A 26266-nucleotide genomic window follows, 5' to 3' on the forward strand; every position below is an offset into this window, starting at 1 on the left:
GCGTCACTCGTGCTGCCAGCTGTGCCACAGCCGCGCGTAGTCGCCGCCCGCCGCGACCAGGTCGTCGTGCGGGCCGATCTCGGTGATCCGCCCGCCGTCGACCACGGCGACCCGGTCGGCGTCGTGCGCCGTGTGCAGGCGGTGCGCGATCGCGACGACCGTGCGGCCCGTGAGCACCGCGTTGAGCGAGCGCTCGAGGTGCCGCGCGGCGCGGGGGTCGAGCAGCGACGTCGCCTCGTCGAGCACGAGCGTGTGCGGGTCGAGCAGCACGAGCCGCGCGAGCGCGACCTGCTGGGCCTGCGCCGGGGTGAGCGCGTGCCCGCCCGAGCCGACCTCGGTCTCGAGCCCGTCGGGCAGCGCGGCCGCCCACTCGCGCGCGTCGACCGCGCCGAGCGCCTCCCAGAGCCGCTCGTCGGACGCCGTCGTGTCCGCGAGCCGCAGGTTCTCGGCGAGCGACCCGACGAACACGTGGTGCTCCTGCGTCACCAGCGCGACGTGCGTGCGCAGGTCCTCGAGCGGCAGCTCGACGAGCGGCACGCCGCCCACGGTGACGGACCCGCCGGTGGGCGGGTGGATGCCCGCGAGCATGCGCCCGAGCGTCGACTTGCCCGCGCCCGACGGCCCGACGACGGCGAGCCGCTCGCCCGGGCGCAGGTCGAGGTCGATGCCGTGCAGCACGTCGTGACCCTCGCGGTAGGCGTAGCGGACCGCGTGCGCGCGCACCTCGTCCGAGGCGGGCACCGCGGTGCCGGCCTGCCGGTCCGGGCCGACGAGCCCCACGCCGACGAGCCGCGCGAGCGCGACGGCGGCGACCTGCAGCTCGTCGAGCCAGAACACGAGGTCGAACACCGGCCCGCCGAGCTGGTGGGCGTACAGCGCGATCGTCGCGACCGTGCCGACGGTCGTGAGGTCCTGCGAGGCGAGCCACGCGCCCCACAGCACGACGACGATCGGCGCGACGGCCACCGCGGCGTCGAGCGACGGGATGAGCCGCAGCCGCAGGCCGAGCGTGTACTTCTCGGCCTCGAACGTCTCGGCCAGGTCCCGGCGCAGCCGGCGTCGCACCTTGGAGCCGAGGAAGAGCGCGTCGGTCGTGCGCGCGCCCTCCACGGCCTCGGTGATCGTGCCGTTGACCGTCGCGTACGCCGCCGACTCGCGCAGGTAGCCGGGCGTCGCCCGCTTGAGGTACCAGCGCGTCGCGACCCAGATGAGCGGCACGCCCGACAGCAGGCCGATCGCCACGAGCGGGTCGGCGAGGAACGACGCGACGACCGTCAGCACGATCGTGACGATGCACACGAGCACCCGCGGGACGCCGAAGCGCACCGCGTGCTGGAGCTTGTTGACGTCGTTGGTCGTGCGCGCGACCAGGTCGCCCGTCCCGGCCTTCTCGACCACGGACAGCGGCAGCCGCGTCACGGTGTTCATGAACTCCTCGCGGAGCTCGGCGAACACCTCCTCGCCGAAGACCATCGACACCTTCTGCGCGAAGCGGGTGACGACGGCCTGCGCGACGACGGCGCCGACGAGCACGAGCGCGAGCGTGTCGACGCGGCCGAGCCTGGTGCCGCCCGCGACCTCGTCGATGATCCGCCCGAGCAGGTACGGGCCCGCGAGGCCGGCCACGGCCGCGACCGTGTGCAGCGCCGCGATGGCGCCGAGCGCCCCGCGGTGCCGGCGGAACAGCCGGCCCACGGTGCGCTTGACCTCGGCGCGGTCCGCGATGGGCAGCAGGTTCGCGCCCGCCCTCGGGGGCGCGGGGGTGGCGCTCATCGCGCGGCTCCTTCCAGCTCGTCGGTGTCCTCGGCCAGCTCCGTCGTGTCCTCGGCCATGCTGCGGCCGACGACGTCGCGGTAGCGCGCGCCGAGCTCGTCGTCGCGCTCGAGCAGCTCGGCGTGCGTGCCCGACGCCGCGACGCGCGCGTCGCCGTCGAGCAGGACCACCTCGTCGAGGCGGTCGAGCACGAGCGGGCTCGCCGTGACGACGAGCGTCGTGCGGCCGCGGCGCACGGTCGAGACGCGCTCGGCGATGCGGGCCTCGGTGTGGGCGTCCACGGCGCTCGTGGGCTCGATGAGCACGAGGATCTCCGGGTCGGTGAGCAGGGCCCGCGCGAGCGCGACGCGCTGGCGCTGGCCGCCCGAGAGCGACCGGCCCTTCTCGGGCAGCTCGCCCTCCAGGCCGCCCGGGACGCTGTCGAGGACGTCGTGCGCGTCGGCCGCGAAGAGCGCCGCGAGCAGGTCCGCCTCGCTCGCCCGGCCGCGCGCGTCGAGCTCCTCGCCCAGCACGCCCGAGAACAGGTGCGGCGTCGCCTCGGAGACCACGACGCGGTGGCGCAGGGTCTCCTTGTCGAGGTCGGCCAGCAGCACGCCGCCGAGCCGGACCGGCGTCGCGGCCTCGGCCTCGTCGTCGAACCGGCCGAGGCGGACCGCGATGCGTGCCGACGCGTCCGGGTCGGCCGAGACCAGGCCCACGACGCGTCCGGGCCGCAGCACGAGACCGCTCGTCTCGTCGACGAGCTCCGCGCCCTCGGGCGGCGCGTCGGCCGGCCGCGCGGGCTGCGGCGTCGCCTCCTCGACCTGCAGGACGCCCAGGATCTTGCGCGACGACACGACCGCCCGGATGACCATCTGCAGCATCTGGGTCGCGATCTGCACCGGCCACGAGAGGAACGCCGCGTAGCCGTAGTAGGCCACGAGCTGGCCGCTCGTGATGTCGCCCACGACGGCGGCACGCGCGCCGAGCCACAGCACGAGGGCGACGAGCAGGCCGGGCAGGAGCACCTGCAGGCCGTCGAGCACCGACTGCAGCACCGCGACGCGCACGCCCTGGCGGCGCACCTCCTGCGACTGGCGCGCGTAGCGCCCGGCGAAGACCTCTTCGCCACCGATGCCGCGCAGGATGCGCAGGCCCGAGACGGTGTCCGAGCCGAGCGCCGTCAGGCGGCCCTGCGCCTCGCGGTGCGTGCCCTGGCGCGACTGCAGCGGCTTGACCAGCAGCGCGAGGACGCCGGCCACGACCGGGATGCCGAGCGTGAGCACGAGCCCAAGCGTGAGGTTCTGCGACAGCACGACGAGCGCGACGACGACGTAGGCGAGCACGCCGCCCGTGAACCGGCCCGCCATGGCGAACATGTCGCCGACGCGCAGCGCGTCGTTCGCGACCGCGGCGACGACCTCGCCCGTGGGCAGGCGGCGCGTGATCGCGTGGCCGGCGCGGGAGGCCTTGTCCCCGATGAGCTGCGAGAAGGAGAACGCGGCGCGCAGCCAGTTCTCGACGTCCCACGTGTGGCTGAAGATGCCCGCGACGACGATGACGGCGGCCGCGACGAGCATCGCGCCGCACCAGACCCACAGCTCGGGGCCGAACCCGTGCGCGAGCCCCTCGTCGATCGCGCGGCCCAGCAGCAGCGGTGCCGCGGCCGACGCGAGCATGGCCACGACGCCCACGAGCAGCGACTTCGCGAGCACGTCGCGCTGGCGCCACGCCTGCCAGGTGAGCAGGCGCGCCGCGGACGTCAGGGGTGGGGTGCCCGTGTCGGGCAGAGGAAGGGGGCGCACGGTCATCCAGCCTAGGTACCGCCACCGACACCGGGCACCGGTTTTTCCTCACCTACCATGCTGGGGTGACCTCCCCGCAGCAGCCCGTCCCCGCACCGACGTCCGACCAGGCCGCGGCCGCCATCCGCAAGGCCCGCGGCGCCCTGGCGCGCTACCGCGTGCTGGCGATCGTCACGGGCGTGATGCTGCTCGTGCTGTGCGTCGAGATGTTCTTCAAGTACGTCGTGCCGGTCGACGCCGTCGTCGACTACATGGGGTGGGTGCCCTTCGCGCACGGGTGGATCTACGTCGTGTACCTGGTCACGGTGCTCGACCTGTGGGCCAAGATGCGTTGGGGCTTCGGCCGCCTGGTGACGATGGTGCTCGCGGGCGTCGTGCCGGTCATGTCGTTCGTGCTGGAGAAGAAGGTGCACGCCGAGGCCGACGCCAAGCTCACCGCGCTCGCGGAGCGGTACGCGGTCGAGGCCTGACGCCCGGGCGCCGGCCCGCTGGACGGACCGGCGTCGGGCCGCGAATAGACTGGCACGGTGACGTCGCCCGCCACCGCTCGTTCCGCATCCACCACGACGCCCCGCCCGGTCCTCGTCGTCGACTTCGGCGCGCAGTACGCGCAGCTCATCGCGCGCCGCGTCCGCGAGGCCAAGGTCTACTCGGAGATCGTCCCGCACACGTTCACGGTCGAGCAGATGCTCGCCAAGGACCCGGCCGCGATCATCCTGTCCGGCGGCCCGGCGTCCGTCTACGCCACGGGCGCCCCGTTCGTCGACCCGGCCCTGTTCGACGCCGGCGTGCCGGTCCTCGGCATCTGCTACGGCTTCCAGGCCATGGCCAAGGCGCTCGGCGGTGAGGTCGCCCAGACCGGCCTGCGCGAGTACGGCGGCACCGAGGTCGAGGTGTGCTCGGCCGGCGTGCTGCTCGCCGGCACCCCCGACCACCAGACCACGTGGATGAGCCACGGCGACGCCGTGCACGCCGCGCCCGAGGGCTTCGAGGTGCTCGCGACGTCCGCCGGCTCGCCCGTCGCGGCCTTCGAGGACCGCGGCCGCCGCCTCTTCGGCGTGCAGTGGCACCCCGAGGTCAAGCACTCCGCGCACGGCCAGACGGTGCTCGAGCACTTCCTCTACGAGGGCGCGGGCCTCGCGCCCGACTGGACCCCCGGCAACGTCATCGCCGACCAGGTCGAGGCGATCCGCAAGCAGGTCGGCGACGCGCGCGTGATCTGCGGCCTGTCCGGCGGCGTCGACTCCTCGGTCGCGGCCGCGCTCGTCCAGAAGGCGGTCGGCGACCAGCTGACCTGCGTCTTCGTCGACCACGGGCTGCTGCGCGAGGGTGAGGCCGAGCAGGTCGAGCGCGACTTCGTCGCCGCGACCGGCGTCAACCTCGTCGTGCGCGACGAGCGCAAGAGGTTCCTCGACGCGCTCGCCGGCCACAGCGACCCGGAGACCAAGCGCAAGATCATCGGCCGCGAGTTCATCCGCGTCTTCGAGGACGCCGCACGCGACATCGTGGCCGACGCCGGCGCGCACGGCGAGGAGGTCAAGTTCCTCGTCCAGGGCACGCTCTACCCCGACGTCGTCGAGTCCGGCGGCGGCGAGGGCGCGGCCAACATCAAGTCGCACCACAACGTGGGCGGCCTGCCCGACGACCTGCAGTTCGAGCTCGTCGAGCCGCTGCGCACGCTGTTCAAGGACGAGGTGCGCGCGGTCGGCCTCGAGCTCGGCGTCCCCGAGGCGATCGTGTGGCGCCAGCCGTTCCCCGGCCCCGGCCTGGGCATCCGCATCGTCGGCGAGGTCACCGGCGAGCGCCTGGAGATCCTGCGCAAGGCCGACGCCATCGCGCGCGAGGAGCTCACCCGGGCGGGCCTGGACCGCGACATCTGGCAGTGCCCCGTCGTGCTGCTCGCCGACGTGCGCTCGGTCGGCGTCCAGGGCGACGGCCGCACCTACGGCCACCCGATCGTGCTGCGCCCCGTGTCGTCCGAGGACGCCATGACGGCGGACTGGACCCGCCTGCCGTACGACGTCCTGTCGGTCATCTCGACCCGCATCACCAACGAGGTCGCGGAGGTCAACCGCGTGGTCCTCGACGTGACGAGCAAGCCGCCCGGCACCATCGAGTGGGAGTGAGCCGGGAGGGCGGCGGGGTGCACGCGCACCCCGCCGCCCTTCCGTCACCGCCGTCGTGAGCTGCGCCGCGCCAGCCACGCGATGGGGAAGGAGAACCAGAAGCCCGAGACGGCGCTGAGCACGACGCCCCACAGGCCCGTCGCCGCCATCAGCGTGGCGAACCCGCGCGGCGCCCCGTCGCCCCGTCGCTCGGCCGCCATGACGGAGGACCCGACGAGGCCGAGGACGAGCCCGACGGTGACGTACCAGAACGCCACTCCGCGCAGGGTCGCCTGGGCGGGGTCGGAGTCGACCGCGCCGAGCACCCTCGCGTCGAGGATGCTGCGCACCGACTCCGGGTAGAACACCGGTGTCGCAGCCACGTGGACCGCGGCGAGGACCACGGTCCAGAACCCTGAGCACCTGACGACCTGCTGGCCTCCTCCGGGATCGGCGGCGTGACGATCGAGGCGCTCTGCGAGCGGCTGGGGCTGAGCAAGGGCTCCTTCTACCACCACTTCAAGGGCATGGCCGGGTTCCGGACGGCGTTGCTCGAGCACTTCGAGGAGCGCGAGACGCGCGCGTTCGTCGCCGCGGTCGAGGCGCTGCCCCTGACGGGCGGCGCGGAGCGGTTGTGGGCGCTCGCCGAGGCCGTCGCGGCGGACGAGGCGCACGACACCCTCGAGCCGCAGGTCCGGGTGTGGGCCTCCCGGGACCCGGTGGCCCGCGAGCACCTCGAGCGGGTCGACCGCCGGCGCCTCGAGTACCTCCGGGAGCAGTGCCGGCTCGTCACCCAGGACGCAGACCTCGCCGACGACGTCGCCACGACGATCTACCTCGTCGTCGTGGGGGCGAGCCACGTCGTGCCCCAGGTGCTCGTGCGGGACCAGGTGCGCCTGTGGGACCGGCTCGCGGGTCGCTCGAGGCACGACCTCGCTAGACGAGCGCCGCCGCCCGGCGGTACGCCTCCTCGGCGTCGGCCAGCACGCGCGGCCACGACAGCGGCAGCTCCGCCGCGCGGTTGTGCGCGATGATGCGGTCGAGCAGGGCGGGGTCCTCGACGAGCCGGACGAGCGCGTCGGCCATCGCGGCGTCGTCGTCCACCAGGAGCGCGTCCCGCCCGTCGACGAGCCGTTCGGCGACGCCCGACTGCGACCGGCTCACGACGGCGAGCCCGGCCGCCTGGGCCTCGAGCGCGGCGATGCCGAACGCGTCCTGCACCGCGGGCGCGACGAAGACGTCGGCGCGCATGTAGAGCCGCTGCAGCTCGACGGGGGTGAGACGCCCGGGCAGCCGCACGACGTCGGACAGGCCGCGCTCACGCACGAACCGCCGGGCCTCGGCGAGCTGGGGGCCGTCGCCGCCGATCGTCGCGACGAGCCCGCCCGGCGCGCGGCGCGCGGCCTCGGCGACCGCCTCGAGGAGGGGCAGCACGCGCTTGCGCGGGGCGAAGCGGGTCGCGGAGACGACGTGCACCTCGCCGCCCTCCGCGCGCTCGCCGCGCTCGGTGCGGTGCAGGCGCCACCGCTCGACGTCGATGCCGTTGCCCAGCACCGACACGCGCGCGTCCGCCGCGGCGTCGTCGAGCCCCGACGCACGCAGGACGCGGCGCAGGGGAGCGGCGGTCAGCTCGCTCACCGCCGACCACTGCACGGGCCACCGGGACCAGCGCACGAGCCGGTCGAGCGCGCCCAGCACGTGCTCCCACCGGCCCCAGACGCTGTGGACCGTCATGACGGCGGGGAGCCCGAGCCGCGTCACGGGCCGCAGCGCGAGCTGCGCCGTCGGCGCGAGGACGCCCATGTGCAGGTGCACGACGTCGGGCCGGCGGCCCGCGGCGTCGGCCGCGCGCAGCCGGGCGACGACGTGGTGGGTCGAGCGGGGGTGGACCGGGAAGCCGCCCGGGACGCGTGCCGCCACGCGGTGCACCGTGACGCCGTCGTCGCCGCGCTCCGTGCTCACGCCACGCCCCTGGGGGCCCGGGGTCGTGGTGATCACCTCGACGTCGTGGCCCGCGGCGGCCTGCCTGCCGGCGAGCCGGGCGACCTGCGTCTCGATCCCGCCCAGGAGCGGCAGGTACGAGTCGGTCACGTGGGTGATGCGCACCGGGTCATCCTCCCACGGGGCATGCCCGGGACCTGGGGGTTCGTGGTGCCGCGTCGCTCGCCCGGGGCACCGGGCTGGTCGTGATCCTCGTCGGCATCCTGCTGCTCCTCGCCGGGGCGGCCGCGCTGGTCGCGTGCGGGCTGGTCGCCCTGCTCGGTCTGGTCCTCGTGCTCGTCGGGGCGTGCTGCGCGCCCTGGCGGGCGGACCGCAGGTCGAGGTCACGACGCCGGACCGGACGGCGCCGCTCCCGTACGCGCCGCCGCCGGGCCAGCCGCCGCTCGGGGAGGAGCCGCACGTCGAGCCGCCCCGCCCCGAGCACGGGAGGTCTACGCCCGGGTCTCGTCCCGGCGACGACGCACCCCGCTGACGACCGAGCCCAGCACGAGCAGCGCGCCCGCGACGCCGAGCAGGACGATCGCGGCGAGCTCGACGTCGATGCGCGCCCCCGCGGCCTGCGCGAGGACCCCGACGCCGACCGCCATCACGAGGAAGCCCCACACGACCGTGCCCGTGCGAGGACCGGTCCGCACGAGCGGCCGGGCCTCGCGCTCGGGGGGCGTCGCGACGGACGGCTCGTCGCGCCGGGCCTCGTCGAACGACCGGTTGTCGTCGGTCACGTGCAGCGGCTGGGTCGTCTTCTCGTCGCTCATCGGTTCTCCCTGATCGTGATGTCGCCGGCGCTGCCGTCGACCTCGAGCAGCAGCTGCGCGCCGCCGAGCTCGTCGACCTCGGCGCTCGTGAAGGTGGTCGCGGCCGTCGTGACGCCGGCGGCCGTGCGGTAGTCGCCGTCGACCCGCCAGGTGACGTTGCCCGCGAGCATGCGGACCTGCGCCTCGACGGCGGCGTCGGCCGGGACGACGATCCGCGTCGCGCCCGCGGCCATCGACACCGGGACGACGACCGGCTCGCCCGGCGTCACCTCGGACAGGTCGAGGTCGGTGAGGTCGACGGTCACGTCGCCGAACTGGACGTGCACGCCCGAGGCCGCCTTGTCGGCGGTGTCGAGCACCACGGTCCCGCCCGAGACGACGGACGCGTCCTCGGGCGCCTGCCACACGGGCGCCGGGCCTCCGTAGCCCGCGATGGGCCACAGCGCGAGGCCGACGAGGATGCCGACGATCGCGAGCGCCGTGAGGCCACCGCCGCGCCGGCCGCGCAGGCCGGAGACGACGATCCCCGCGCCGACGACGGCGATCGCGGCGCCGAGCCACGCGGCGCCCCAGAACGGCAGGTCGAGGTCGCCGACGCGCTCGGCGATGAGCAGCAGCGCACCCGCGAGGAGCGCGAGGCCCGTGACGACGCCGACGGTGCCGGCGCCGGCGCCCGGGACCCGCGGGCGCGGGGGAGGCGGGGGCGGCAGCGGGGCGGTCGGCGGGACCGGGGCGGCCGGAGGCACGGCGGCCGTCGCGTACGGTGCGGGCGGTGCGGGCGTGAACGGCGCCGGCGGGGGCACCGTCGTCGTGCGGGCGCGCCGGTCGCGCACGAGCTTGACGATCAGCACGACCACGCCGACCCACACGGCGATCCACAGCAGGGCCTCGACCCAGCTGAAGAAGCCGCCCCACCACGACCACGGCCCGTCGCTCCAGGCGAAGCCGACGACGAGGGTCAGCGCGGCGCCCAGCAGCGCGACGTCGAACTGCCCGCGCGTGGCCTCCTGGAGGTGGATCCGTCCGTCGGTCCGCTCGGGCAGCAGCGCCCACGCCAGGGCGTAGACGACGAAGCCGGCGCCCGTGAGGAAGAAGCTGAGGATCAGCAGCCCGCGCACGAGCAGCGGGTCGACGCCGAAGCGCTCGGCCACGCCGCCCGCGACGCCGCCGACCCAGCGGTCCTCGGAGCGCTGGACGCCGACGCGGCGGATCGAGTCGAAGAAGCCGGTGCGGGGAGGCTGCGTGCCCGCGGCCGGCGGGACCCCGCCGACGGGTGGGGCGCTCCCGGGCTCGTGACCGGCGGCACCCGGTCGGGACGTGTCGTCTGTGCTCATGGCTCCATGCTGCTCGTCGGGGGCGTCCCGGGGACATCGGGTGCTGCCCTGAGCGGACCCTGAAACCCCGGTCCGGCGCACCCTGAGATCCCGGCCGACGTGCCCCGGAGGCGCCCCCGACGTGCCACGATCGGGGGGTGACCACCGACCGCCCCGCGCGCCTGCCGCTGCGCCGGCCCACCCAGGGCCGCTGGCTCGGCGGCGTCGCCGCGGGCCTCGCCGCCCACCTCGGCGTGCCCGTCGCGGCGGTCCGGGGCGTCCTGGCGTTCCTCACGCTCGCGGGCGGTGCCGGTGCCGCGGCGTACGTCTTCTGGTGGGTCACCGTGCCGACGGGCGACCCGCGCCAGGCGGCCGCCGACGCCGGGCCGGCCGCGTTCCAGCGCCTCGCGCCGCGGCTGCGGCTCAGCGGGTCGGTGTCCCGGATGCAGACGCGCGACATCGTCGTCGGCGGGGCGCTGCTCGCCGGGGCGGCGCTGCTGGTCGCGGTGCGCGCCGGCTGGGACCCGCAGACCTGGGTGCTTCCCGTGCTCATCGCGCTCGGCGGCTTCGCGCTCGCGTGGAGCCAGCTCGACGCCGCGCAGCGCGGCCGGTGGGCCGGCATGGGACGCGGCTCGCGCGGCTCGGCCGTGCTGCTGCGGCTCACGGGCGGCCTCGTGCTCGTCATGGCCGGCGTCCTGCTGCTGCTCGCCCAGGGCACCTCGGCACGCGTCATGGTGCAGGTCGCCGTCGCGTCGCTCGCCGTCCTGGCCGGCGTCGCGCTCGTGCTCGCGCCCTGGTGGCTGCGCATGGTCCGGGAGCTCGGCGACGAGCGCGCGGCCCGGGCGCGCGAGGCCGAGCGCGCCGACATCGCAGCGCACCTGCACGACTCGGTGCTCCAGACGCTCGCGCTCATCCGCACGCGTGCCGCCGACGCGGACGAGGTCGCGCGCATGGCACGAGCGCAGGAGCGCGAGCTGCGCGAGTGGCTCTACGACGACCGCACGGCCCCCGGCACGTCGCTCGCCGCGGAGCTGCGCGCGCTCGTCGGCGAGGTCGAGGACGGCCGCGCCGCCGCGGTCGACGTCGTCGTCGTGGGCGACTGCGTGCCCACCGAGGCGACCACGGCCCTGCTGCAGGCCACCCGCGAGGCGCTCGTCAACGCCGTCGTGCACGGACGCCCGCCCGTGACCGTGTACATGGAGGTGACCGACGGCGCCGCGGAGGTCTTCGTCCGCGACCGCGGCGACGGCTTCCGCATGGAGGACATCGCGCCCGACCGGTTCGGCGTGCGCGAGTCGATCCTCGGGCGCATGCGCCGCCGCGGCGGCACCGCCGAGGTCACGAGCCGCCCCGGCTGGGGCACCGAGGTCCGGCTGCGCATGCCGCGCGACGCCGAGCCCGCGCCCGACACGCCGCCCGAGCCCGAGGACGAGCCGGCCGCGGCCCCGCAGACCAGCGACCACGACGAAGGAGCCCGCACGTGACCCCGACGCCGACCCTGCCCGTGCCCGTGGTGCTCGTCGACGACCACCACATGTTCCGCACCGGCGTGCGCGCCTCGCTCGACGAGCGCGTCACCGTCGTGGGCGAGGCCGCCGACGTCGACGAGGCGGTCGCCGTCGTGCACGAGCACACGCCGCCCGTCGTCCTGCTCGACGTGCACCTGCCGGGCGGCGACGGAGGCGGCGGTGCCGAGGTCGTGCGGCGGTGCGCCGACGTCCTCGGCACCACGCGCTTCCTCGCGCTGTCGGTGTCCGACGCCGCGGAGGACGTCGTGGCCGTCATCCGCGCGGGCGCTCGCGGGTACGTCACGAAGAACATCTCGGCGCCGGACCTGTCGAGCGCCGTCGTGCGCGTCGCGGGCGGCGACGCGGTGTTCTCGCCGCGGCTCGCGGGCTTCGTGCTCGACGCGTTCGGCACCGCGGCGGGCGACGTCGCGGTCGCCGACGACGAGCTCGACCGCCTCTCGCGCCGCGAGCAGGAGGTCATGCGGCTCATCGCGCGCGGCTACTCCTACCGCGAGGTCGCGAGCGAGCTGTTCATCTCCATCAAGACGGTCGAGACCCACGTGTCCGCCGTGCTGCGCAAGCTGCAGCTCTCGAGCCGGTACGAGCTCACCCGCTGGGCCGCGGCCCGGCGTCTTCTCTGAGCGGGTGCGGCACGACGACGTAGCTCCTCGGTAGCCTCCCGGCCCGTTCGCCACCCGGGCGCTACGTCGCGGCCGCGCGGTAGCGGTCGACGACGACGTCGACCAGCTCGCCGGGCGCGTCTGCGTCGGCGACGAGCAGCGGGCGGGTCGTGACGTCGCCGCCGGCCTTGACGGCGAGGTCGGCGAAGAAGCCGGGTGCGAGCAGGTACGACGCGACGACGACGCGCGAACCGGGGTTCTCCGCGCGCGCCGTGGCGACGACGTCGGGCAGCTGCGGCGCGGCGTTGGCGATGTACCCGACGCGCACGGGCCGGCCGATCCGCGCGGCGAGCCGCTCGCCCGTGGCCTCGCAGTCCGCGACCGCACGGGCGTCGCTCGACCCGGCGGCCGCGAGCACGACGACGTCGCCGTCCTCCAGCCCGCCGGCCTCGTCGAGGCGACGCACGAGCACGTCGACGAGCCGGTCGTCGGGCCCGAGCGCGCCGCCGAGCGTGACGTCGGCACCGTCGGCGAGGGCCGCGTCGACGTCTGCGCGCAGGTCGACGTGCACGTGGTACCCGGCCGAGAGCAGCAGCGGCACGACGACGACCGCGCCCGAGCGCAGCCCGGCCAGGCACGTCGGCACGTCGGGCTGCTGCACGTCGACGAAGCCCGCCCGCACCGGGGCCTCGCCGACGAGGCGGGCGGCGACGGCGTCGACGAGCGCGGCGACCGCGCTGGCCCCGGTGGGCGAGGCGGTGCCGTGCGAGATCGCGAGGAGCGTGGGCCGGTCCATGGCGTCCACGCTACGGCCGGCGTCGGTCGGCGCGGTTGCGGGCGCGTGAACCGGTGTCACGCGTCGCTCACAGCCGTGCCCGCGTCCGTGTGAGCCCCGGTGCGAGCCGCCCACGCCGGGCACAGCGTCACGACGTCGCCCACGACCGTCACCGCGGGCGGCTGCACCCCCGCCGCCGCGGCGCGGGCGGCGATGTCCGCGAGCGTGCCGACGGTCACGCGCTGCCGCGGTCCGTACCCGTCCTCGACGACCGCGGCCGGTGTCGACGGCGCTCGCCCGGCCGCGACGAGCGCCTCGGCCGTCGCGGCGAGCCGCGTGACGCCCATGAGCAGCACGAGCGTGTGGTCGGGCCCGGCCGGGACCTGCCCGACGTCGTCGTGCCCCGTGAGCACGCTGAACCCGCGCGCGACGCCGCGGTGCGTGACCGGGATGCCGACGGCGGCCGGCACGGACACGGCCGAGGTCACGCCCGGCACGACCTCGACCTCGATGCCGTGCGCGCGGCACGCCTCGAGCTCCTCGCCGCCGCGGCCGAACACGTACGGGTCGCCGCCCTTGAGCCGCACGACGTCGCGGCCGGCGAGCGCGTGCTCGACGAGCAACGCCGAGATCCGCTCCTGCGGCACGGGGTGGTTGCCGGACGTCTTGCCGACGTCGATCACCTCGACGTCGTCGGCGAGGTCGTCGAGCAGCGCGCGCGGGGCGAGGCGGTCGACGACCACGACGTCGGCGCGGGCGAGCAGCCGCCGCCCGCGCGTCGTGATCAGGCCCGGGTCACCGGGGCCGCCGCCGACGAGCGCGACCCGCCCGACCCGCGTCCCGCCGTCGGGCGGCTCCGGCGCGGGCCGGACGCGGCGCAGCGGCAGGACGCCGGACTCGAGCGCGCCGGCGACCGCGTCGCGCACGCGCTGGGCGCGCCGCGGGTCGCGCCCCGCCGTCACGGCCACGGTGACCTCCGCCCCCGGCTCGACCGGGGTCCGCGCGACCGCGGGGACCCACGCGGTGGCCAGGCCGGCGTCGCCCGCGGTCACGCAGAAGACCCGCGCGGCCTCGGCGTCGGCCGCCACGGCCTCGTCGACCGCGAGGTCGCCGGTCGCGGTGTGCGCGAGCCACGCGCCGTCGAGGTCCCCGGACGCGTACGGGCGCCGGAGGTGCTCGACGGCGCCGGCCCCGGAGCGCTCGACCAGCTCCGCCAGCTCCGGCACGACGTCGGGCGCGACGAGGCGCACGCGCGCCCCGGCGTCGAGCAGCCCCCGCACGCGGCGCAGCGCGACCGGACCGCCGCCCACGACGACGACCAGCCGCCCGGCCAGGCGCATGCCGAGCGGGTAGGTCTCGTCGGTCATACGTGCAGCCCGCACTCGACCTTGTCGAGCCCGGCCCAGCGGCCGGCGCGCGGGTCCTCGCCCGGCGCGACGCGGCGCGTGCAGGGCTCGCACCCGATCGACGGGTAGCCGTCGTTGAGCAGCGGGTTGACGACCAGCCGGTGCCGCAGCGCGAACGAGACGAGGTCGTCGTCGCTCCACGCCGCGATGGGGTTGATCTTGACGAGGTTGTTCGACGAGTCCCACGTGACCAGGGGCGCCTCGCGCCGCGTCACCGAGTCGCCGCGGCGCAGGCCCGTGGCCCACGCCTCGTACCCGGCGAGGACCTGACGCATCGGCTCGACCTTGCGCATGCGGCAGCACGCCTCGGCGTCGCGCTCGAACAGGTCGGGCCCGTGCACGGCGTCCTGCTGGGCGACCGTGAGGAGCGGCCGGACGTCGACGACGGTGACGTCGAGCTCGTGCTCGACGGCGGCGCGCGTCCCGAGCGTCTCGGCGAAGTGGTAGCCGGTGTCGCCGAACAGCACGTCGACCCACGGGAGCTGCCGGCTGACGAGGTACGAGAGCACGGAGTCGGTCATGGAGGACGCGACGGCGAGCCCGTCGCCGAACTCGCGCACCGCCCAGGCGATGACCTCCTCGGCCGTCGCCTCGTCGGGCGAGCCGGGGCCCGAGCCGCCGAGCTCCTCCTGGCCGCGGCGCGCGATCTCCCACAGCTCGGTGTCGGACCGACGGCGCCGGTTCACGCCCGCGAGTCGGGCGCGGCGCTCCTCGCGGGCACGCTCGCGGGCCGCGGCCCGCTCGCGGGCCTCCGCGGCGGCGGCCGCGAGCGGCGAGGCAGGGGCGGACGGCGAGGAGGCGCCCCCGTTCGGGCCGACCCCGAGGGACACGGACACGGCGGTCATCGCAGGGCCTCCTCGTCGGTCCGGTGCGCCCAGTGCGCGAACGACTCGCCGTCGGTGCGCTCGGCGTCGAACCGCCGCACGACCCGCTCGACGTAGTCGGGCAGCTCGTCCGCGGTGACCTTGAGGCCGCGGACCGTGCGGCCGAGGCCGCCCTCGTCGCCGCGGTCGGCCGAGACCAGCCCGCCGCCGAGGTGGACCTGGAACCCGGGGACCTGGTTGCCGTCGTCGTCCATGACGATCTGACCCTTGAGTCCGATGTCCGCGGTCTGGATGCGGGCGCACGAGTTGGGGCAGCCGTTGACGTTGAGCGTGATCGGCGTGAGGTTCGTCAGGTCGCCGAGCCGCTCCTCGAGCGAGGCGATCGCCGATGTCGCGGTCGCCTTGGTCTCGACGATCGCGAGCTTGCAGAACTCGATGCCCGTGCACGCGATCGTGTTGCGGCGGAACAGGCTCGGGCGGGCCTGCAGGCCCAGCGCGTCGAGGCCCGCGACGAGCGACTCGACCTTCTCGGCCTCGACGTCGAGCACGAGCAGCTTCTGGTACGGCGTGAGCCGCACACGGTGCGAGCCGTGCTCCTCGGCCAGGTCGGCGACCTTCGCGAGGATCTCGCCCGACACGCGCCCGACCGCGGGCGCGACGCCCACGTAGAACCGGCCGTCCTTCTGCTCGTGCACGCCCACGTGGTCGCCCGGCGTGTCCGGCAGCGGCGCGGGCGGCCCGTCGGGCAGCGGGTGGCCGAGGTACTCGGACTCGAGCACCTCGCGGAACCTCTCGACGCCCCAGTCGGCGAGGAGGAACTTCAGGCGGGCCTTGTTGCGCAGCCGGCGGTAGCCGTAGTCGCGGAAGATCTGCACGACGCCGTGCCACACGTCCGGCACCTGCTCCTGCGTGACGAAGACGCCGAGGCGCTCGGCGAGCCGCGGGGCGGTCGACAGGCCGCCGCCGACCCACAGGTCGTAGCCGACGCCCAGCTCGGGGTGCACGACCGGCACGAACGCGACGTCGTTGATCTCGTGCACGACGTCGAGGCTCGGGTGGCCCGTGATCGCGGACTTGAACTTGCGGGGCAGGTTCGCCAGCGACGGGTCGCCGATGTACCTGCGCTGGATCGTCTCGATGACCGGCGTCGGGTCGATGAGCTCGTCCTTGGCCACGCCGGCGACCGGCGAGCCGAGGATGACGCGCGGGACGTCGCCGCAGGCCTCGGTGGTCGACAGGCCGACCGCCTCGAGCCGGCGCCAGATCTCGGGCACGCTCTCGACCTCGACCCAGTGGAGCTGGATGTTCTGGCGGTCGGTGATGTCGGCGGTGCCGCGCCCGAACTCGGTGCTGATGCCCGCGATCACGCGCAGCTGGTCGGTCGTGAGCGCACCGCCGTCGATCCGGACCCGGAGCATGAAGTAGCGGTCCTCGAGCTCGTGCGGCTCGAGCGTGGCGGTGCGGCCGCCGTCGATCCCCGGCTTGCGCTGCGTGTACAGGCCCCACCAGCGGAAGCGCCCGTGGAGGTCGTCGCCCGGGATCGAGTCGAAGCCCTCGCGGGCGTAGACCTGCTCGATGCGCTCGCGGACCGCGAGCGGGTCCGACTCCTGCTTGAACTCCTCGTTGTGGTTGAGCGGCGTGGTGCCGTCGACCTTCCACTGGCCGTTGGGGCGCGCGGCGCGCGGCGGGCGGACGGGGCGCTCGGGTCGGGCGGGGCGCTCGGCGGTGCCGGTCGGCGCCGGTGCGGTGGTCTGCGTCGTCATCAGGGGGAGTTCCTCGGGGTCCTCGGGAGGGCGGGACGCGCGACGACGAACGGCTCGACGGGGGTGGGCCGAGGACCGACGGCGCGCGCCGGTGCTCAGTTCCGCCGGAGCGGTGGGGGCTGAGGGGGCGCGGTCAGCGACAGCAGCACAGACAGCTGCACATGCACGTGCACGTGCGGGCGCACCCCGGCATCCCGTGACGGGTCACGAGGAGGCGGTGCGCGGCCGTGGTCATGGCGGAGACGGTATCCCGGGGGAGGCACCTCGCGAAACCTGGTGTCCGCATTCTGGGACCAGCATGTGGGACGGTGGTGTCCGGGCTCGTCGGAGCGCCCGCGGATAGGCTGCGGCCATGGAGTTCCTCTACAACGTCGTCGCCGTCCTGCACTTCGTCGGCTGGGCCATCGTCCTGGGCGGCTACCTCGCGTCCCTGCGCACGCCCGGGCTGTACCGGGGCGTGTTCCACGGCGCGGCGACCGCGCTCGTGGCGGGCGCCGTGATGATGGGGCTGCTCGAGTCGGGGGCCGTCGACGCGGGCTTCGAGGTCGACCGGACCAAGCTGACGGTCAAGCTCCTCGTCGCGCTCGTCATCGCGGTCCTCGCGTTCCTCGCCAAGCGGCAGGGCGCCAAGCGCGACAACGGCACCGGGCCCGTGACGCCGGGTCTCAAGCACACGATCGGCGCGCTCACGCTGGTCAACATCGTGGTCGCGGTCTTCTGGTGACGTCGGGACCGGCGCTGTGAGCGCGCTGGGGGAGCTGCTCGTCGGGGCCGCGATCCTCGTCGGCCTCGTCGGCATCGTCGTGCAGGTGCTGCCGGGCAGCATCCTGGTCCTCGGGGCCGTGCTCGTGTGGGCGTGGGTCACGGGCGGCACGACGGCGTGGGTCGTCTTCGCCGTCGCCGCCGTGGCGATCGGCCTCGCCGAGCTCGGGCAGTGGGTGCTCGCCGGGCGGCACATGCGCCGGGCCGAGGTGCCCTGGTCGACGCTCGTGTGGGGCGGCCTCGCGGGCGTCGTGGGCTTCTTCGTCATCCCCGTCGTGGGGTTGTTCGTGTTCTTCGTGGGCGCGGTGTTCCTCGCCGAGCTGCTGCGCCGGCGCGACCGCACGGCGGCCTGGCGCGCGACGCTCGCGGCGGTCCAGGCGACGGGCATCACGATCCTCGTGCAGCTGCTCGGCGCCCTCGTGGCCGCGGGCGCCTGGGGGGTCGGGCTCGTCCTCACCTGACGTCCTGCCACGCACCGTCAGCGGGTACCGTCTCTCCGTGCGCCCCACCGATCTCCCGCTGGTCCGCACCGTCTCCGCGCCCGCCGTCCACCCGGACGGCTCGCGCGCGGTCGTGGCGGTGACGCGGCCCGACCTCGACGCCGACGCCTACGTCGGCCAGCTCTGGACCGTGCCGCTCGACGGCGGGGAGCCGCGCCGGCTGACCCGCGGCTTCCGCGACACCGCGCCGCGGTTCTCGCCCGACGGGTCGCTCCTCGCCTTCCTGCGCGCGACGCCCGACGGGCCGCCGCAGCTGTTCGTCGTCGACGCGCGCGGCGGCGAGCCCGTCCCGGTGACCGACCGGCGGCTCGGCGTCACGGACTTCCGGTGGTCGCCCGACGGCGCCCGCCTCGCCTTCGCGAGCCGCGAGCCCGAGCAGGGCCGGTACGGCACGGTCGAGGGCCTCGGCGCCGGCGCCGAGCCGCCGCGCCGCGTCACGACGTGGCGCTACCGCCAGAACGGGCTCGGCTACCACCGCGACCGCCCGCAGCACCTCTTCCTCGTCGACGTCCCGGACGTCCACGGCGAGCCCGTCGTCCAGCCCGCACCGTCCGTCGAGGGCCCGGCCGAGCCGCGCCCCGTCGTCGCCGAGCCCCGCCGGCTGACGGTCGCGCCCGTCGACCACGGCGCGTTCGCGTTCGCGCCCGACGGCCGCACGCTCGCCGTCGTCGCGGCCGTCCACGACGGCGCGGACGAGGATCTGCGCAGCGACGTCCTCCTGCTCGACCTGGCGGACCTGCCCGCCGACGGCGAGCCCAAGGCGACCACCGCCGTCGGGCCCGGGGCGAACCTCGCCGTCCACGCCGTCGAGCTCGACGAGGACGGCGCGCTGTGGCTGCTCGCGCAGGACCTCGGGCCGGACGGGCGCGACTTCGTGGCGCGCAACACAGCCCTCTACCTGCTCGAGGGCGCGGTGCGCGCCGACGGGGCGGCGCCGCGGCGCGTCACCGAGCCCGAGGACCTCGACCTGGCCGGGCCGCTCGTGCTCACGCCCGCCGGAGCGCTCGCGGTCGCCGCGGTGCGCGGCACGCAGCAGCTCGTTCGCGTCGCGCGCTCGGGCGACGTCACCGCGCTCACGTCCGGACCGGTCGTCGTCACGGGCGCGGCCGCGCTGCCCGACGGCTGCGCGGTCGTCGCGTACGGCGACCCGGGGACGTACGGGGACCTCGGGGTGGTCGACGGCGGGAGCGAGCCGCGGCGTCTCACCGACTTCTCCGCGCCGCTGCGCGCGACCGGGGTCGTCACGCCGGCCGAGGTCACCGTCACCGGCCGGGACGGGTACCCGGTGCACGGCTGGGTCGCCGTCCCCGACCCCGCGCGGCACGGCGACGGCCCGCACCCGACGATCCTCATGATCCACGGCGGCCCGTTCGCCGCCTACACGCCCGGGCTGTTCGACGAGACGCAGGTGCTCGCGGACGCCGGGTACGCGGTCGTCTACTGCAACCCGCGCGGGTCGGCGTCGTACGGGCAGGCGCACGGCCGGGCGATCCGCCAGGCCATGGGCACGGTGGACCTGCACGACGTCCTCGACTTCCTCGACGGCGCGCTCGCGTCGGACGCGCGGCTCGACGGCGAGCGCGTCGGCATCATGGGCGGCTCGTACGGCGGGTACCTCACCGCCTGGACCGTCGCGCACGACCACCGCTTCGCCGGCGCGATCGTCGAGCGCGGCTTCCTCGACCCGGAGACGTTCTTCGGGACCGCGGACATCGGCTCGTTCTTCGGCCTCGAGTACGTCGGCGCGTCGCCCGAGGCCGTCGCGGCGCAGAGCCCGCAGGCCGTGGCGGACCGGGTGCGCACGCCCACGCTCGTCGTGCACTCCGAGGACGACCTGCGCTGCCCGCTGAGCCAGGCCGAGCGCTACTACGCGACCCTGCGCCGGCACGGCGTCGAGGCCGAGCTCGTGATCTTCCCCGGCGAGGACCACGAGCTGTCGCGGTCCGGCCGTCCGCGGCACCGGCTGCAGCGCTTCGAGACCGTCCTCGACTGGTGGGAGCGTCACCTCCCGGTGGCCCGGTGACCGCCGCCGCGCCCGGGACGACCGGGCTGCGCGTGCGCGTGGCCGGGGTCGACGAGCTCGACGCCCGCACCGCGTACGCCGTGTGGAAGCTGCGGCAGGACGTCTTCGTCGTCGAGCAGGACTGCCCGTACCCCGACCTCGACGGCCGCGACCTCGAGCCGGGCACGAGGCACGTCGTCCTCGAGCGCGACGGCGGCGTCGACGGCGACGGGCCGCCCGTCGTCGTGGGCACCGCGCGCGTGCTCGACGACGGTGACGAGTGGCGGGTCGGGCGCGTCGTGTGCGCGCGCATCGTCCGCGGCTCCGGTGCGTCGACGCTGCTCATGCAGGCGGCGCTCGACGCCGTGGCGGCGGCCGAGGCGGCGGGGGAGGCGCGCGACGTCGTGCTCGACGCGCAGTCCCCGCTCGTGGGCTGGTACGGCCGGTTCGGGTTCGTGCCCGACGGCGCGGAGTTCCTCGAGGACGGGATCCCGCACACCCCCATGCGCCTGCGGCGCGCGGCCGGCTAGGCCACCGTCATCGACAGCTCGACCCGGGGCACGTCGCCGTCGGCGACGACGACCGTCTGCCGCAGCGAGCCCTCGAGCGGCTCGACGTCGCGCGCCGCGGCCGCGTCGAAGAGCGCGAGCGCGGCGGGGTGCACGACGCCGGGCGGCACGTCGTCGACGTCGGCCGCGGGCAGGCGCACGGCGAGCTCGCGGCGCGCGGGCAGCTCGCCGGTCTCGACGTCGTCGCCGCCCCAGCCCCGCGGGAGCGGCCGCACCGTGGGCCAGCACAGGACGAGCTCGACCTGCTCGGGACGGGGACCGGGGCGCATCGTGGTCCAGAACGGCCCCACCGGGCCGGCGCCCTCCTCCTGGAGCGCGGCCGCCAGGTCGCCGAGGAGCGCGTTCGCCTCGGCGTCGGTCTCGCGTACGTCGGCCGCGTCGTCGGGGTCGGCGTCGACGACGAGCACGCGGCCCGCGTAGGGCAGGGCCGGGACGGTCCGCTCGACCACGTCGACCGGCGCCGTGAGCGTCGCGAGCACCCGGCGGGCGGTGTCGTGCGCACGGTCCTCGCGCTCGCGCTCGCGCAGGACCCGGTCACGGTGGCGCGCGAGGACGTCGGCCGGGTCGCCCTCGAGCGCCTGCGCGACCTCCCGCAACGGCACCCCCGCGTCGCGCAGCGCCCGCACGACGACGCCCGGGCGCACCTGGTCGACGCCGTAGCGCCGGTAGCGCGACACGGGGTCGACCTCCGCGGGACGCAGGAGGCCCGTGTCGTCGTAGTGGCGCAGCGCCTTGACGGACAGTCCGGTCATGCTCGAGACCTCACCGATGCTCACCATGCGACCAGCATCGAGCCTCCCGTCGCGGGAGGGTCAAACCGGTGCCGCGGCCGGACCCGGGTGTCGGCCCGGGCGCCTAGGCTTGTCCCACGATGACCTCCCTCTTCGACAGCCTCTCGCTCCCCGGCCTCGCACCGACGTCGCGCGACGACGCCGCGCGCCTCCCGTCCACGGCCCCGCGCTGGGACGACGAGCCGGCCGAGGGCGTCCCCGACTGGGTGCGGGACGCCGTCGGGCCGCAGGACCGGGAGGAGCAGCCGCGGGCGCGGGGCGCCTACGCGCACCTCGACCCCGACGCGCTGCTCGAGGGGCTCAACCCGCAGCAGCGGGCCGCCGTCGTGCACCACGGCTCGCCGCTGCTCATCGTCGCGGGCGCGGGCTCGGGCAAGACGCGCGTGCTCACGCACCGCATCGCGCACCTGCTCGCGACCGGTCGGGCGCGCTCGGGCGAGATCCTCGCGATCACGTTCACCAACAAGGCCGCGGCGGAGATGCGCGAGCGCGTCGAGCAGCTCGTGGGGCCGTCGGCGAGCCGCATGTGGGTCTCGACGTTCCACTCGGCGTGCGTGCGCATCCTGCGCAAGGAGGCCAAGACCCTGGGCCTGCGGAGCAGCTTCTCGATCTACGACGCCGCCGACTCCCAGCGCCTCATCACGCTCGTGACGCGCGAGCTCAACCTCGACCCGAAGAAGTACCCGGCGCGCTCGCTCGCGAACAAGATCAGCGACCTCAAGAACGAGCTCGTCGACCCGGACACCTACGCGCAGAAGTCGGGCGCGGACGCGACCGAGGAGGGCTGGCGCGAGCGCGCGGCCCGTGGGGGCGGGCTCGCCGCGCCGTCGGTGCCCGAGTTCGACACGGTGCTGGCCGACGTCTACCGCCGCTACCAGGCACGCCTGGCCCAGGCCCACGCGCTGGACTTCGACGACATCATCATGACGACGGTGAACCTGCTCCAGGCGTTCCCCAACGTCGCGGAGCACTACCGCCGCCGGTTCCGCCACATCCTCGTCGACGAGTACCAGGACACCAACCACGCGCAGTACGTCCTCGTGCGCGAGCTCGCCGGTCACGGGAGCGACCTCGACCCGGCCGAGCTGACCGTCGTCGGCGACGCCGACCAGTCGATCTACGCGTTCCGCGGCGCGACGATCCGCAACATCGTCGAGTTCGAGGCGGACTACCCCGACGCGCGGACGGTCCTGCTCGAGCAGAACTACCGCTCGACGCAGAACATCCTCGAGGCGGCCAACGCCGTCATCTCGCGCAACCCGGACCGCAAGCCCAAGCGGCTGTGGACCGACGCGGGCGCCGGGGCGAAGATCGTGGGCTACGTCGCCGACGACGAGCACGCCGAGGCGCGGTTCGTCGCCGAGGAGATCGACCGGCTCGGCGACGCCGAGGGCGTGCGCCCGGGCGACGTCGCGGTCTTCTACCGCACCAACGCGCAGTCGCGTGCGCTCGAGGAGGTCCTCATCCGCGTCGGGCTGCCGTACAAGGTCGTGGGCGGCACCCGGTTCTACGAGCGGCGCGAGGTCAAGGACGCGATCGCGTACCTGCGCGCGCTGGCCAACGTGGACGACGACGTCAACCTGCGACGCGTGCTCAACGTGCCCAAGCGCGGGCTCGGGGACCGCGCGGAGTCGCTCGTGGCGTCGTTCGCGGACCGCGAGCGCATCTCGTTCGGGGCGGCGCTCGAGCGCGCGGACGAGATCCCCGGCATGACGACGCGCACGCTCAGGCCGCTGCTCGCGTTCCGCGACATGATGGCCGAGCTGCGCGCCCTGGTCGACGACGGCGCGACGCCCGCGACGATCCTCGGCGAGGTGCTGGACCGTACCGGGTACCTGGCCGAGCTGCGCGCGTCGGACGACCCGCAGGACGCCTCGCGCGTCGAGAACCTCGCCGAGCTGCACGCGGTGGCGACGGAGTTCACCGAGCTCGACCCCGAGGGCGACCTCGCCGACTTCCTGGAGCGGGTCTCGCTCGTCGCCGACAGCGACCAGATCCCCGACGAGGACGTCGCCGACGGCGCCGCCGAGGAGGCACCCAAGGAGGACGCCGGCGTCGTCACGCTCATGACGCTGCACACCGCCAAGGGGCTCGAGTTCCCGGTCGTGTTCCTCACGGGCATGGAGGACGGCACGTTCCCCCACATGCGGTCGCTGCACGACGACGCCGAGCTCGCCGAGGAGCGCCGGCTCGCCTACGTGGGCCTCACCCGCGCGCGCGAGCGGCTCTACCTCACGCGGTCGGCGGTGCGCTCCGCGTGGGGCATGGCCAACGAGTTCCCGCCGTCGCGCTTCCTCGAGGAGATCCCCGAGCAGCTGTGGGACTGGCGGCGGCGCGAGTCGTCGACGCAGGTGCTGCGGCGCGGCGGCTCGGCGTGGGGCGACCGCCCGCGCTCCGGCGGCGCGACGTGGGGCGAGCGCCGGGGCGGCGAGTCGCGCCGGCCCGCGACCGCGCGCACCGAGACGGTCGGCGGGCGGCTGGGCCGGCCGGAACGGCGGGGGCGCCGTCGTCGGGCACGGCGACGTTCGGCTCGGCGACGCCGCGGCGGGCGGCGGACGTCCCGAGCCTCGAGGTGGGCGACAAGGTCACGCACGACGCCTACGGGCTCGGCACCGTCGTCGGGCTCGAGGGCACGGGTCCCAACACGGTGGCCCGGATCGACTTCGGCTCCGACGGCACGAAGCGGCTGCTGCTGCGGTACTCGCCGGTCGTCAAGCTCTGACGGGCCGCTCTTTCACCCGGTCCCCGGGCGCACGGACAGGCCCCCGGGGCACCATGCTGGAGCATGGCCACCGCCGAGGCGCAGCGTCGTCGCATCCGAGCCGCTCTCGTGCACGCGCGGTCCACGGTCGAGGACGCCTGGTCCGGGTACCGGGCCCTCGGCGGCCGGGCCGACCGCGCGGCGGTGCGCGCCTTCCTCGACGGCTCCGCCGAGCTGCCCGCGCACGAGCGCGACCGCCTGGCGCTCGCGGTCGAGCGCCTCGTCGGCAGGGCACCCGCGCGCGAGCGCACCCGCGCCCGGCACGGCGCGGACGACCTGCCCGACGGCCCGCTCGCGGCGCTGGTCGAGCTGCTCGTCGGCACGCACCTCGTCCCGCCCGAGGCGATCGGCGACGCCGTCCGGGAGACCGCCTCCCGCCTGGGCGTGGAGGCGCTGGCCTACGTGGCCGACTACCAGTTCCGCGTGCTCGTGCCCGTGCCGGCGACGGGGGGCGACGGGGGAGACGCGGGTGAGCCGGTGCAGATCGAGGGCACGGTCGCGGGCCGTGCGTTCCGGGCGCTGCGGACCGTCGAGGCGACGGTCGACGGGCGCCCGTGCCTCTGGGTGCCGGTGATCGACGGCGTCGAGCGCATCGGCGTGCTGCGCGTCGTCGCGCTCGAGGGCACCGACCTCGACGACCCCGAGCTGCGCCGCACGTGCTGGTGGATCACCCACCTGCTCGGGCACCTCGTGACCGTCCTCGACGCGTACGGCGACGGGCTCGACGCGCTGCGGCGCCGCCGCCCGCGCACGACCGAGGCCGAGCTCGTGTGGAGCCTGCTGCCGCCGCTCACCGCCGGCACGGACGCGGTCGTCGTGGCGGGCCGCCTCGAGCCGGCGTACGAGGTGGGCGGCGACGTCTTCGACTACGCGCTCGGGCCGACGTCGGCGTCGTTCGTCGTCCTCGACGCCACGGGTCACGACCTGGCGGCCGGGCTCGCCTCGGCGGCGGGTCTGGCGGCCTACCGGAACGCGCGGCGCAACGGCAAGGGCCTGTTCGAGCAGGCCGAGTCGGTGCACCGCACGCTCGAGGCGCAGTTCGGCGGCTCGGTGTACGCGACGGCGGTCTTCGGCGAGCTCGACACGACGACCGGGCGCCTGCGCTACCTCGTGGCGGGGCACCCGAGCCCGCTCGTCATGCGCAGGGGACACGTCGTCAAGAAGCTCGCGAGCGGGCGCCGTCCGCTGCTCGGGCTCGAGATGCGCACGGGCGTCACGCTCGGCGAGGAGCACCTCGAGCCGGGCGACACGATCGTCCTGTACACCGACGGCATCCCCGAGGCGCGCGACGCGGAGGGCAGGACCTTCGGGCTCCCGCGGCTCGTCGACGTGCTCGAGCGCGAGTCGGCGCAGGGCATCCCGCTTCCCGAGATCGTGGACCGGCTCGTGCGCGCGGTCATGCAGCACCAGGACGACGTGCTGCAGGACGACGCGACGCTCCTGCTCGTGCAGTGGACGACCGAGGGGCAGGCGCTGCTGGAGCCCGGCCGGGCGCGGTGAGGCGTCAGGCCGCGCGGCGGTGCCGCTCGACGGCGGTGCGCAGCGCGGGGACGTCCGTGCCGGCGTCGTGCAGCGCGGGCTCGAGGACCCGGCCCGCCGGGCACTCGGCGCGCAGCATGCCGAGCAGCACGTGCGCGCCCTCGATGTGACGGTCGCCGAGGCGGACCGCCTCGCGCAGCGACAGCTCGAGCGCCTTCTTCGCGTCCGCGGTGAAGGGCCAGCGGTGCCGGCGGCGCCTGCGGCGACGGTGCGGACCGCGGTCCAGGGCACCGGGGCCGAAGGTCGCCTCTGCCCGCGCGCGCACGGCCTCGACGTCGACGCCGACCGAGCGGAGCTGGTCGGCGACGACGACCGCGCCCTGCACCGCCGACCGCGCGGTCCTCGGTGAACCTCTCGAACATGGCTACCTCCTGCCGTGCTTCTTGTTGACCGCCTGCTTGGTGACGCCGAGCTCGTCGGCGATCTGCTGCCACGACCACCCGAGCTCGCGGGCCCGGGCGACCTGGAGCGCCTCGAGCCGGTCCGCGAGCTCGCGCAGCGACCGGACGGCACGCAGTCCCTGGGCGGGGTCGTCCCCGGCGGCGTCGACGAGCGTCTGCTGGATCATGATGTCAACCTAGGTTGACGCGCTGCGGATCGTCCACCCCGGTTGACGGCCGCTCTCTCCGTGTCAGAAGGCGGGTGGGCTCTGGCCCACCGGGCTTCTGACAGGGCCGTGTGGAATCTGTCACGTCGGGGGTGTAGACCCGGGGGT

At 75.6% G+C, this 26266-nt stretch carries 23 protein-coding genes and 1 pseudogene; 11 read left to right on the forward strand and 13 right to left on the reverse strand.

Annotated features, from left to right (window positions below; translation table 11 throughout):
- Positions 1–3 precede the first annotated feature (3 nt).
- Positions 4–1773 (reverse strand): ABC transporter ATP-binding protein, encoded by a 1770-nt coding sequence (locus ISOVA_RS03705; RefSeq protein ID WP_013837915.1) that lies wholly within the window; start codon positions 1771–1773, stop codon positions 4–6.
- Positions 1770–3563, reverse strand: coding sequence for an ABC transporter transmembrane domain-containing protein (locus ISOVA_RS03710; protein ID WP_013837916.1), 1794 nt, complete (start codon positions 3561–3563; stop codon positions 1770–1772). The genes ISOVA_RS03705 and ISOVA_RS03710 overlap by 4 nt, the downstream gene beginning before the upstream one ends.
- 59 nt (positions 3564–3622) lie before the next feature.
- Between ISOVA_RS03710 and ISOVA_RS03715 the strand changes: the two genes are divergently transcribed.
- Together ISOVA_RS03715 and guaA are read left to right on the forward strand one after the other, a co-directional pair.
- Positions 3623–4027 carry a DUF3817 domain-containing protein gene (locus ISOVA_RS03715; RefSeq protein WP_013837917.1) on the forward strand — a complete coding sequence of 135 codons (405 nt, stop codon included), beginning with the start codon at positions 3623–3625 and terminating at the stop codon, positions 4025–4027.
- A 57-nt stretch (positions 4028–4084) separates the two neighbouring features.
- On the forward strand, positions 4085–5683 hold the full coding sequence (guaA, locus tag ISOVA_RS03720; RefSeq protein ID WP_013837918.1) for a glutamine-hydrolyzing GMP synthase: 1599 nt from the start codon (positions 4085–4087) through the stop codon (positions 5681–5683).
- A gap of 44 nt (positions 5684–5727) precedes the next feature.
- Here the strand turns inward: guaA and ISOVA_RS03725 are convergent, their stop codons facing one another.
- A complete protein-coding gene (locus ISOVA_RS03725) occupies positions 5728–6180 on the reverse strand; it encodes a DUF6463 family protein (protein WP_324605891.1) in 453 nt (150 codons plus the stop codon).
- Between ISOVA_RS03725 and ISOVA_RS03730 the strand changes: the two genes are divergently transcribed.
- Positions 6097–6696, forward strand: a complete 600-nt coding sequence (locus ISOVA_RS03730) for a TetR/AcrR family transcriptional regulator (RefSeq protein ID WP_261376314.1) — start codon at positions 6097–6099, stop codon at positions 6694–6696. The two genes, ISOVA_RS03725 and ISOVA_RS03730, sit on opposite strands and share 84 nt — an antisense overlap.
- Here the strand turns inward: ISOVA_RS03730 and ISOVA_RS03735 are convergent.
- The 3 genes from ISOVA_RS03735 to ISOVA_RS03745 all read right to left on the reverse strand — a co-directional run bounded on the left by ISOVA_RS03735 (position 6599) and on the right by ISOVA_RS03745 (position 9752).
- A complete protein-coding gene (locus ISOVA_RS03735; protein ID WP_013837921.1) occupies positions 6599–7768 on the reverse strand; it encodes a glycosyltransferase family 4 protein in 1170 nt (389 codons plus the stop codon). The two genes, ISOVA_RS03730 and ISOVA_RS03735, sit on opposite strands and share 98 nt — an antisense overlap.
- A gap of 326 nt (positions 7769–8094) precedes the next feature.
- Complete coding sequence (locus ISOVA_RS03740) at positions 8095–8418, reverse strand: hypothetical protein (protein WP_013837922.1); 324 nt, start codon at positions 8416–8418, stop codon at positions 8095–8097.
- Complete coding sequence (locus ISOVA_RS03745; protein ID WP_013837923.1) at positions 8415–9752, reverse strand: PspC domain-containing protein; 1338 nt, start codon at positions 9750–9752, stop codon at positions 8415–8417. Before ISOVA_RS03745 ends, ISOVA_RS03740 begins: the two co-directional genes overlap by 4 nt.
- Before the next feature lie 137 nt (positions 9753–9889).
- Here ISOVA_RS03745 and ISOVA_RS03750 point away from each other — a divergent pair, with 137 nt between their 5' ends.
- Together ISOVA_RS03750 and ISOVA_RS03755 are read left to right on the forward strand one after the other, a co-directional pair.
- The gene (locus ISOVA_RS03750) at positions 9890–11215 is read left to right on the forward strand and encodes an ATP-binding protein (RefSeq protein ID WP_013837924.1); all 1326 of its coding nucleotides are present in this window, start codon (positions 9890–9892) and stop codon (positions 11213–11215) included.
- A 50-nt stretch (positions 11216–11265) separates the two neighbouring features.
- Positions 11266–11880 (forward strand): LuxR C-terminal-related transcriptional regulator, encoded by a 615-nt coding sequence (locus ISOVA_RS03755; protein ID WP_233275988.1) that lies wholly within the window; start codon positions 11266–11268, stop codon positions 11878–11880.
- Positions 11881–11941: 61 nt separating this feature from the next.
- Here ISOVA_RS03755 and ISOVA_RS03760 read toward each other — a convergent pair whose 3' ends face one another.
- From ISOVA_RS03760 to ISOVA_RS03775, 4 genes are read right to left on the reverse strand one after another with little or no spacing between them, the layout of a single operon-like run.
- Positions 11942–12655: a sirohydrochlorin chelatase gene (locus tag ISOVA_RS03760; protein ID WP_013837926.1), complete on the reverse strand. Its 714-nt coding sequence runs from the start codon at positions 12653–12655 to the stop codon at positions 11942–11944.
- Between the two features lie 56 nt (positions 12656–12711).
- Complete coding sequence (gene cobA / locus ISOVA_RS03765; protein ID WP_013837927.1) at positions 12712–14001, reverse strand: uroporphyrinogen-III C-methyltransferase; 1290 nt, start codon at positions 13999–14001, stop codon at positions 12712–12714.
- Positions 13998–14885: a phosphoadenylyl-sulfate reductase gene (locus tag ISOVA_RS03770; protein WP_013837928.1), complete on the reverse strand. Its 888-nt coding sequence runs from the start codon at positions 14883–14885 to the stop codon at positions 13998–14000. The genes cobA and ISOVA_RS03770 overlap by 4 nt, the downstream gene beginning before the upstream one ends.
- Positions 14882–16627 carry a nitrite/sulfite reductase gene (locus ISOVA_RS03775; RefSeq protein ID WP_013837929.1) on the reverse strand — a complete coding sequence of 582 codons (1746 nt, stop codon included), beginning with the start codon at positions 16625–16627 and terminating at the stop codon, positions 14882–14884. The genes ISOVA_RS03770 and ISOVA_RS03775 overlap by 4 nt, the downstream gene beginning before the upstream one ends.
- 352 nt (positions 16628–16979) lie before the next feature.
- Here ISOVA_RS03775 and ISOVA_RS03780 point away from each other — a divergent pair, with 352 nt between their 5' ends.
- The 4 genes from ISOVA_RS03780 to ISOVA_RS03795 are packed head-to-tail and all read left to right on the forward strand — an operon-like array spanning position 16980 to position 20421.
- Entirely contained in the window at positions 16980–17351 is a 372-nt protein-coding gene (locus ISOVA_RS03780) for a hypothetical protein (RefSeq protein WP_013837930.1), read from the forward strand.
- Between the two features lie 16 nt (positions 17352–17367).
- On the forward strand, positions 17368–17850 hold the full coding sequence (locus ISOVA_RS03785) for a DUF456 domain-containing protein (RefSeq protein ID WP_013837931.1): 483 nt from the start codon (positions 17368–17370) through the stop codon (positions 17848–17850).
- Positions 17851–17887: 37 nt separating this feature from the next.
- Positions 17888–19912: a S9 family peptidase gene (locus ISOVA_RS03790; protein ID WP_013837932.1), complete on the forward strand. Its 2025-nt coding sequence runs from the start codon at positions 17888–17890 to the stop codon at positions 19910–19912.
- The gene (locus ISOVA_RS03795) at positions 19909–20421 is read left to right on the forward strand and encodes a GNAT family N-acetyltransferase (protein WP_013837933.1); all 513 of its coding nucleotides are present in this window, start codon (positions 19909–19911) and stop codon (positions 20419–20421) included. The genes ISOVA_RS03790 and ISOVA_RS03795 overlap by 4 nt, the downstream gene beginning before the upstream one ends.
- On the opposite strand, the gene ISOVA_RS03800 is transcribed toward ISOVA_RS03795, so the two are convergent.
- A complete protein-coding gene (locus ISOVA_RS03800; RefSeq protein WP_013837934.1) occupies positions 20418–21239 on the reverse strand; it encodes a MerR family transcriptional regulator in 822 nt (273 codons plus the stop codon). The genes ISOVA_RS03795 and ISOVA_RS03800 overlap by 4 nt on opposite strands.
- 92 nt (positions 21240–21331) lie before the next feature.
- On the opposite strand from ISOVA_RS03800, the pseudogene ISOVA_RS03805 reads away from it, so the two are divergent.
- Both ISOVA_RS03805 and ISOVA_RS03810 read left to right on the forward strand, forming a co-directional pair.
- Positions 21332–23973, forward strand: a pseudogene (locus tag ISOVA_RS03805) (UvrD-helicase domain-containing protein).
- Positions 23974–24489: 516 nt separating this feature from the next.
- On the forward strand, positions 24490–25512 hold the full coding sequence (locus ISOVA_RS03810; protein WP_233275989.1) for a PP2C family protein-serine/threonine phosphatase: 1023 nt from the start codon (positions 24490–24492) through the stop codon (positions 25510–25512).
- Positions 25513–25516: 4 nt separating this feature from the next.
- On the opposite strand, the gene ISOVA_RS03815 is transcribed toward ISOVA_RS03810, so the two are convergent.
- A complete protein-coding gene (locus tag ISOVA_RS03815) occupies positions 25517–25876 on the reverse strand; it encodes a Clp protease N-terminal domain-containing protein (protein WP_013837937.1) in 360 nt (119 codons plus the stop codon).
- A 39-nt stretch (positions 25877–25915) separates the two neighbouring features.
- The gene (locus ISOVA_RS03820; RefSeq protein WP_013837938.1) at positions 25916–26119 is read right to left on the reverse strand and encodes a helix-turn-helix domain-containing protein; all 204 of its coding nucleotides are present in this window, start codon (positions 26117–26119) and stop codon (positions 25916–25918) included.
- Positions 26120–26266 lie beyond the last annotated feature (147 nt).

Source organism: Isoptericola variabilis 225 (assembly GCF_000215105.1).
GTDB classification, from domain to species: domain Bacteria; phylum Actinomycetota; class Actinomycetes; order Actinomycetales; family Cellulomonadaceae; genus Isoptericola; species Isoptericola variabilis_A.

Coding starts and splice junctions, on each gene's coding strand:
- ISOVA_RS03705 (WP_013837915.1), bottom strand. CDS start 1,773: ATGAGCGCCACCCCCGCGCCCCCGAGGGCGGGCGCGAACCTGCTGCCC.
- ISOVA_RS03710 (WP_013837916.1), bottom strand. CDS start 3,563: ATGACCGTGCGCCCCCTTCCTCTGCCCGACACGGGCACCCCACCCCTG.
- ISOVA_RS03740 (WP_013837922.1), bottom strand. CDS start 8,418: ATGAGCGACGAGAAGACGACCCAGCCGCTGCACGTGACCGACGACAAC.
- ISOVA_RS03745 (WP_013837923.1), bottom strand. CDS start 9,752: ATGAGCACAGACGACACGTCCCGACCGGGTGCCGCCGGTCACGAGCCC.
- ISOVA_RS03755 (WP_233275988.1), top strand. CDS start 11,266: ATGTTCCGCACCGGCGTGCGCGCCTCGCTCGACGAGCGCGTCACCGTC.
- ISOVA_RS03760 (WP_013837926.1), bottom strand. CDS start 12,655: ATGGACCGGCCCACGCTCCTCGCGATCTCGCACGGCACCGCCTCGCCC.
- cobA (WP_013837927.1), bottom strand. CDS start 14,001: ATGACCGACGAGACCTACCCGCTCGGCATGCGCCTGGCCGGGCGGCTG.
- ISOVA_RS03770 (WP_013837928.1), bottom strand. CDS start 14,885: ATGACCGCCGTGTCCGTGTCCCTCGGGGTCGGCCCGAACGGGGGCGCC.
- ISOVA_RS03775 (WP_013837929.1), bottom strand. CDS start 16,627: ATGACGACGCAGACCACCGCACCGGCGCCGACCGGCACCGCCGAGCGC.
- ISOVA_RS03780 (WP_013837930.1), top strand. CDS start 16,980: ATGGAGTTCCTCTACAACGTCGTCGCCGTCCTGCACTTCGTCGGCTGG.
- ISOVA_RS03800 (WP_013837934.1), bottom strand. CDS start 21,239: ATGGTGAGCATCGGTGAGGTCTCGAGCATGACCGGACTGTCCGTCAAG.
- ISOVA_RS03820 (WP_013837938.1), bottom strand. CDS start 26,119: ATGATCCAGCAGACGCTCGTCGACGCCGCCGGGGACGACCCCGCCCAG.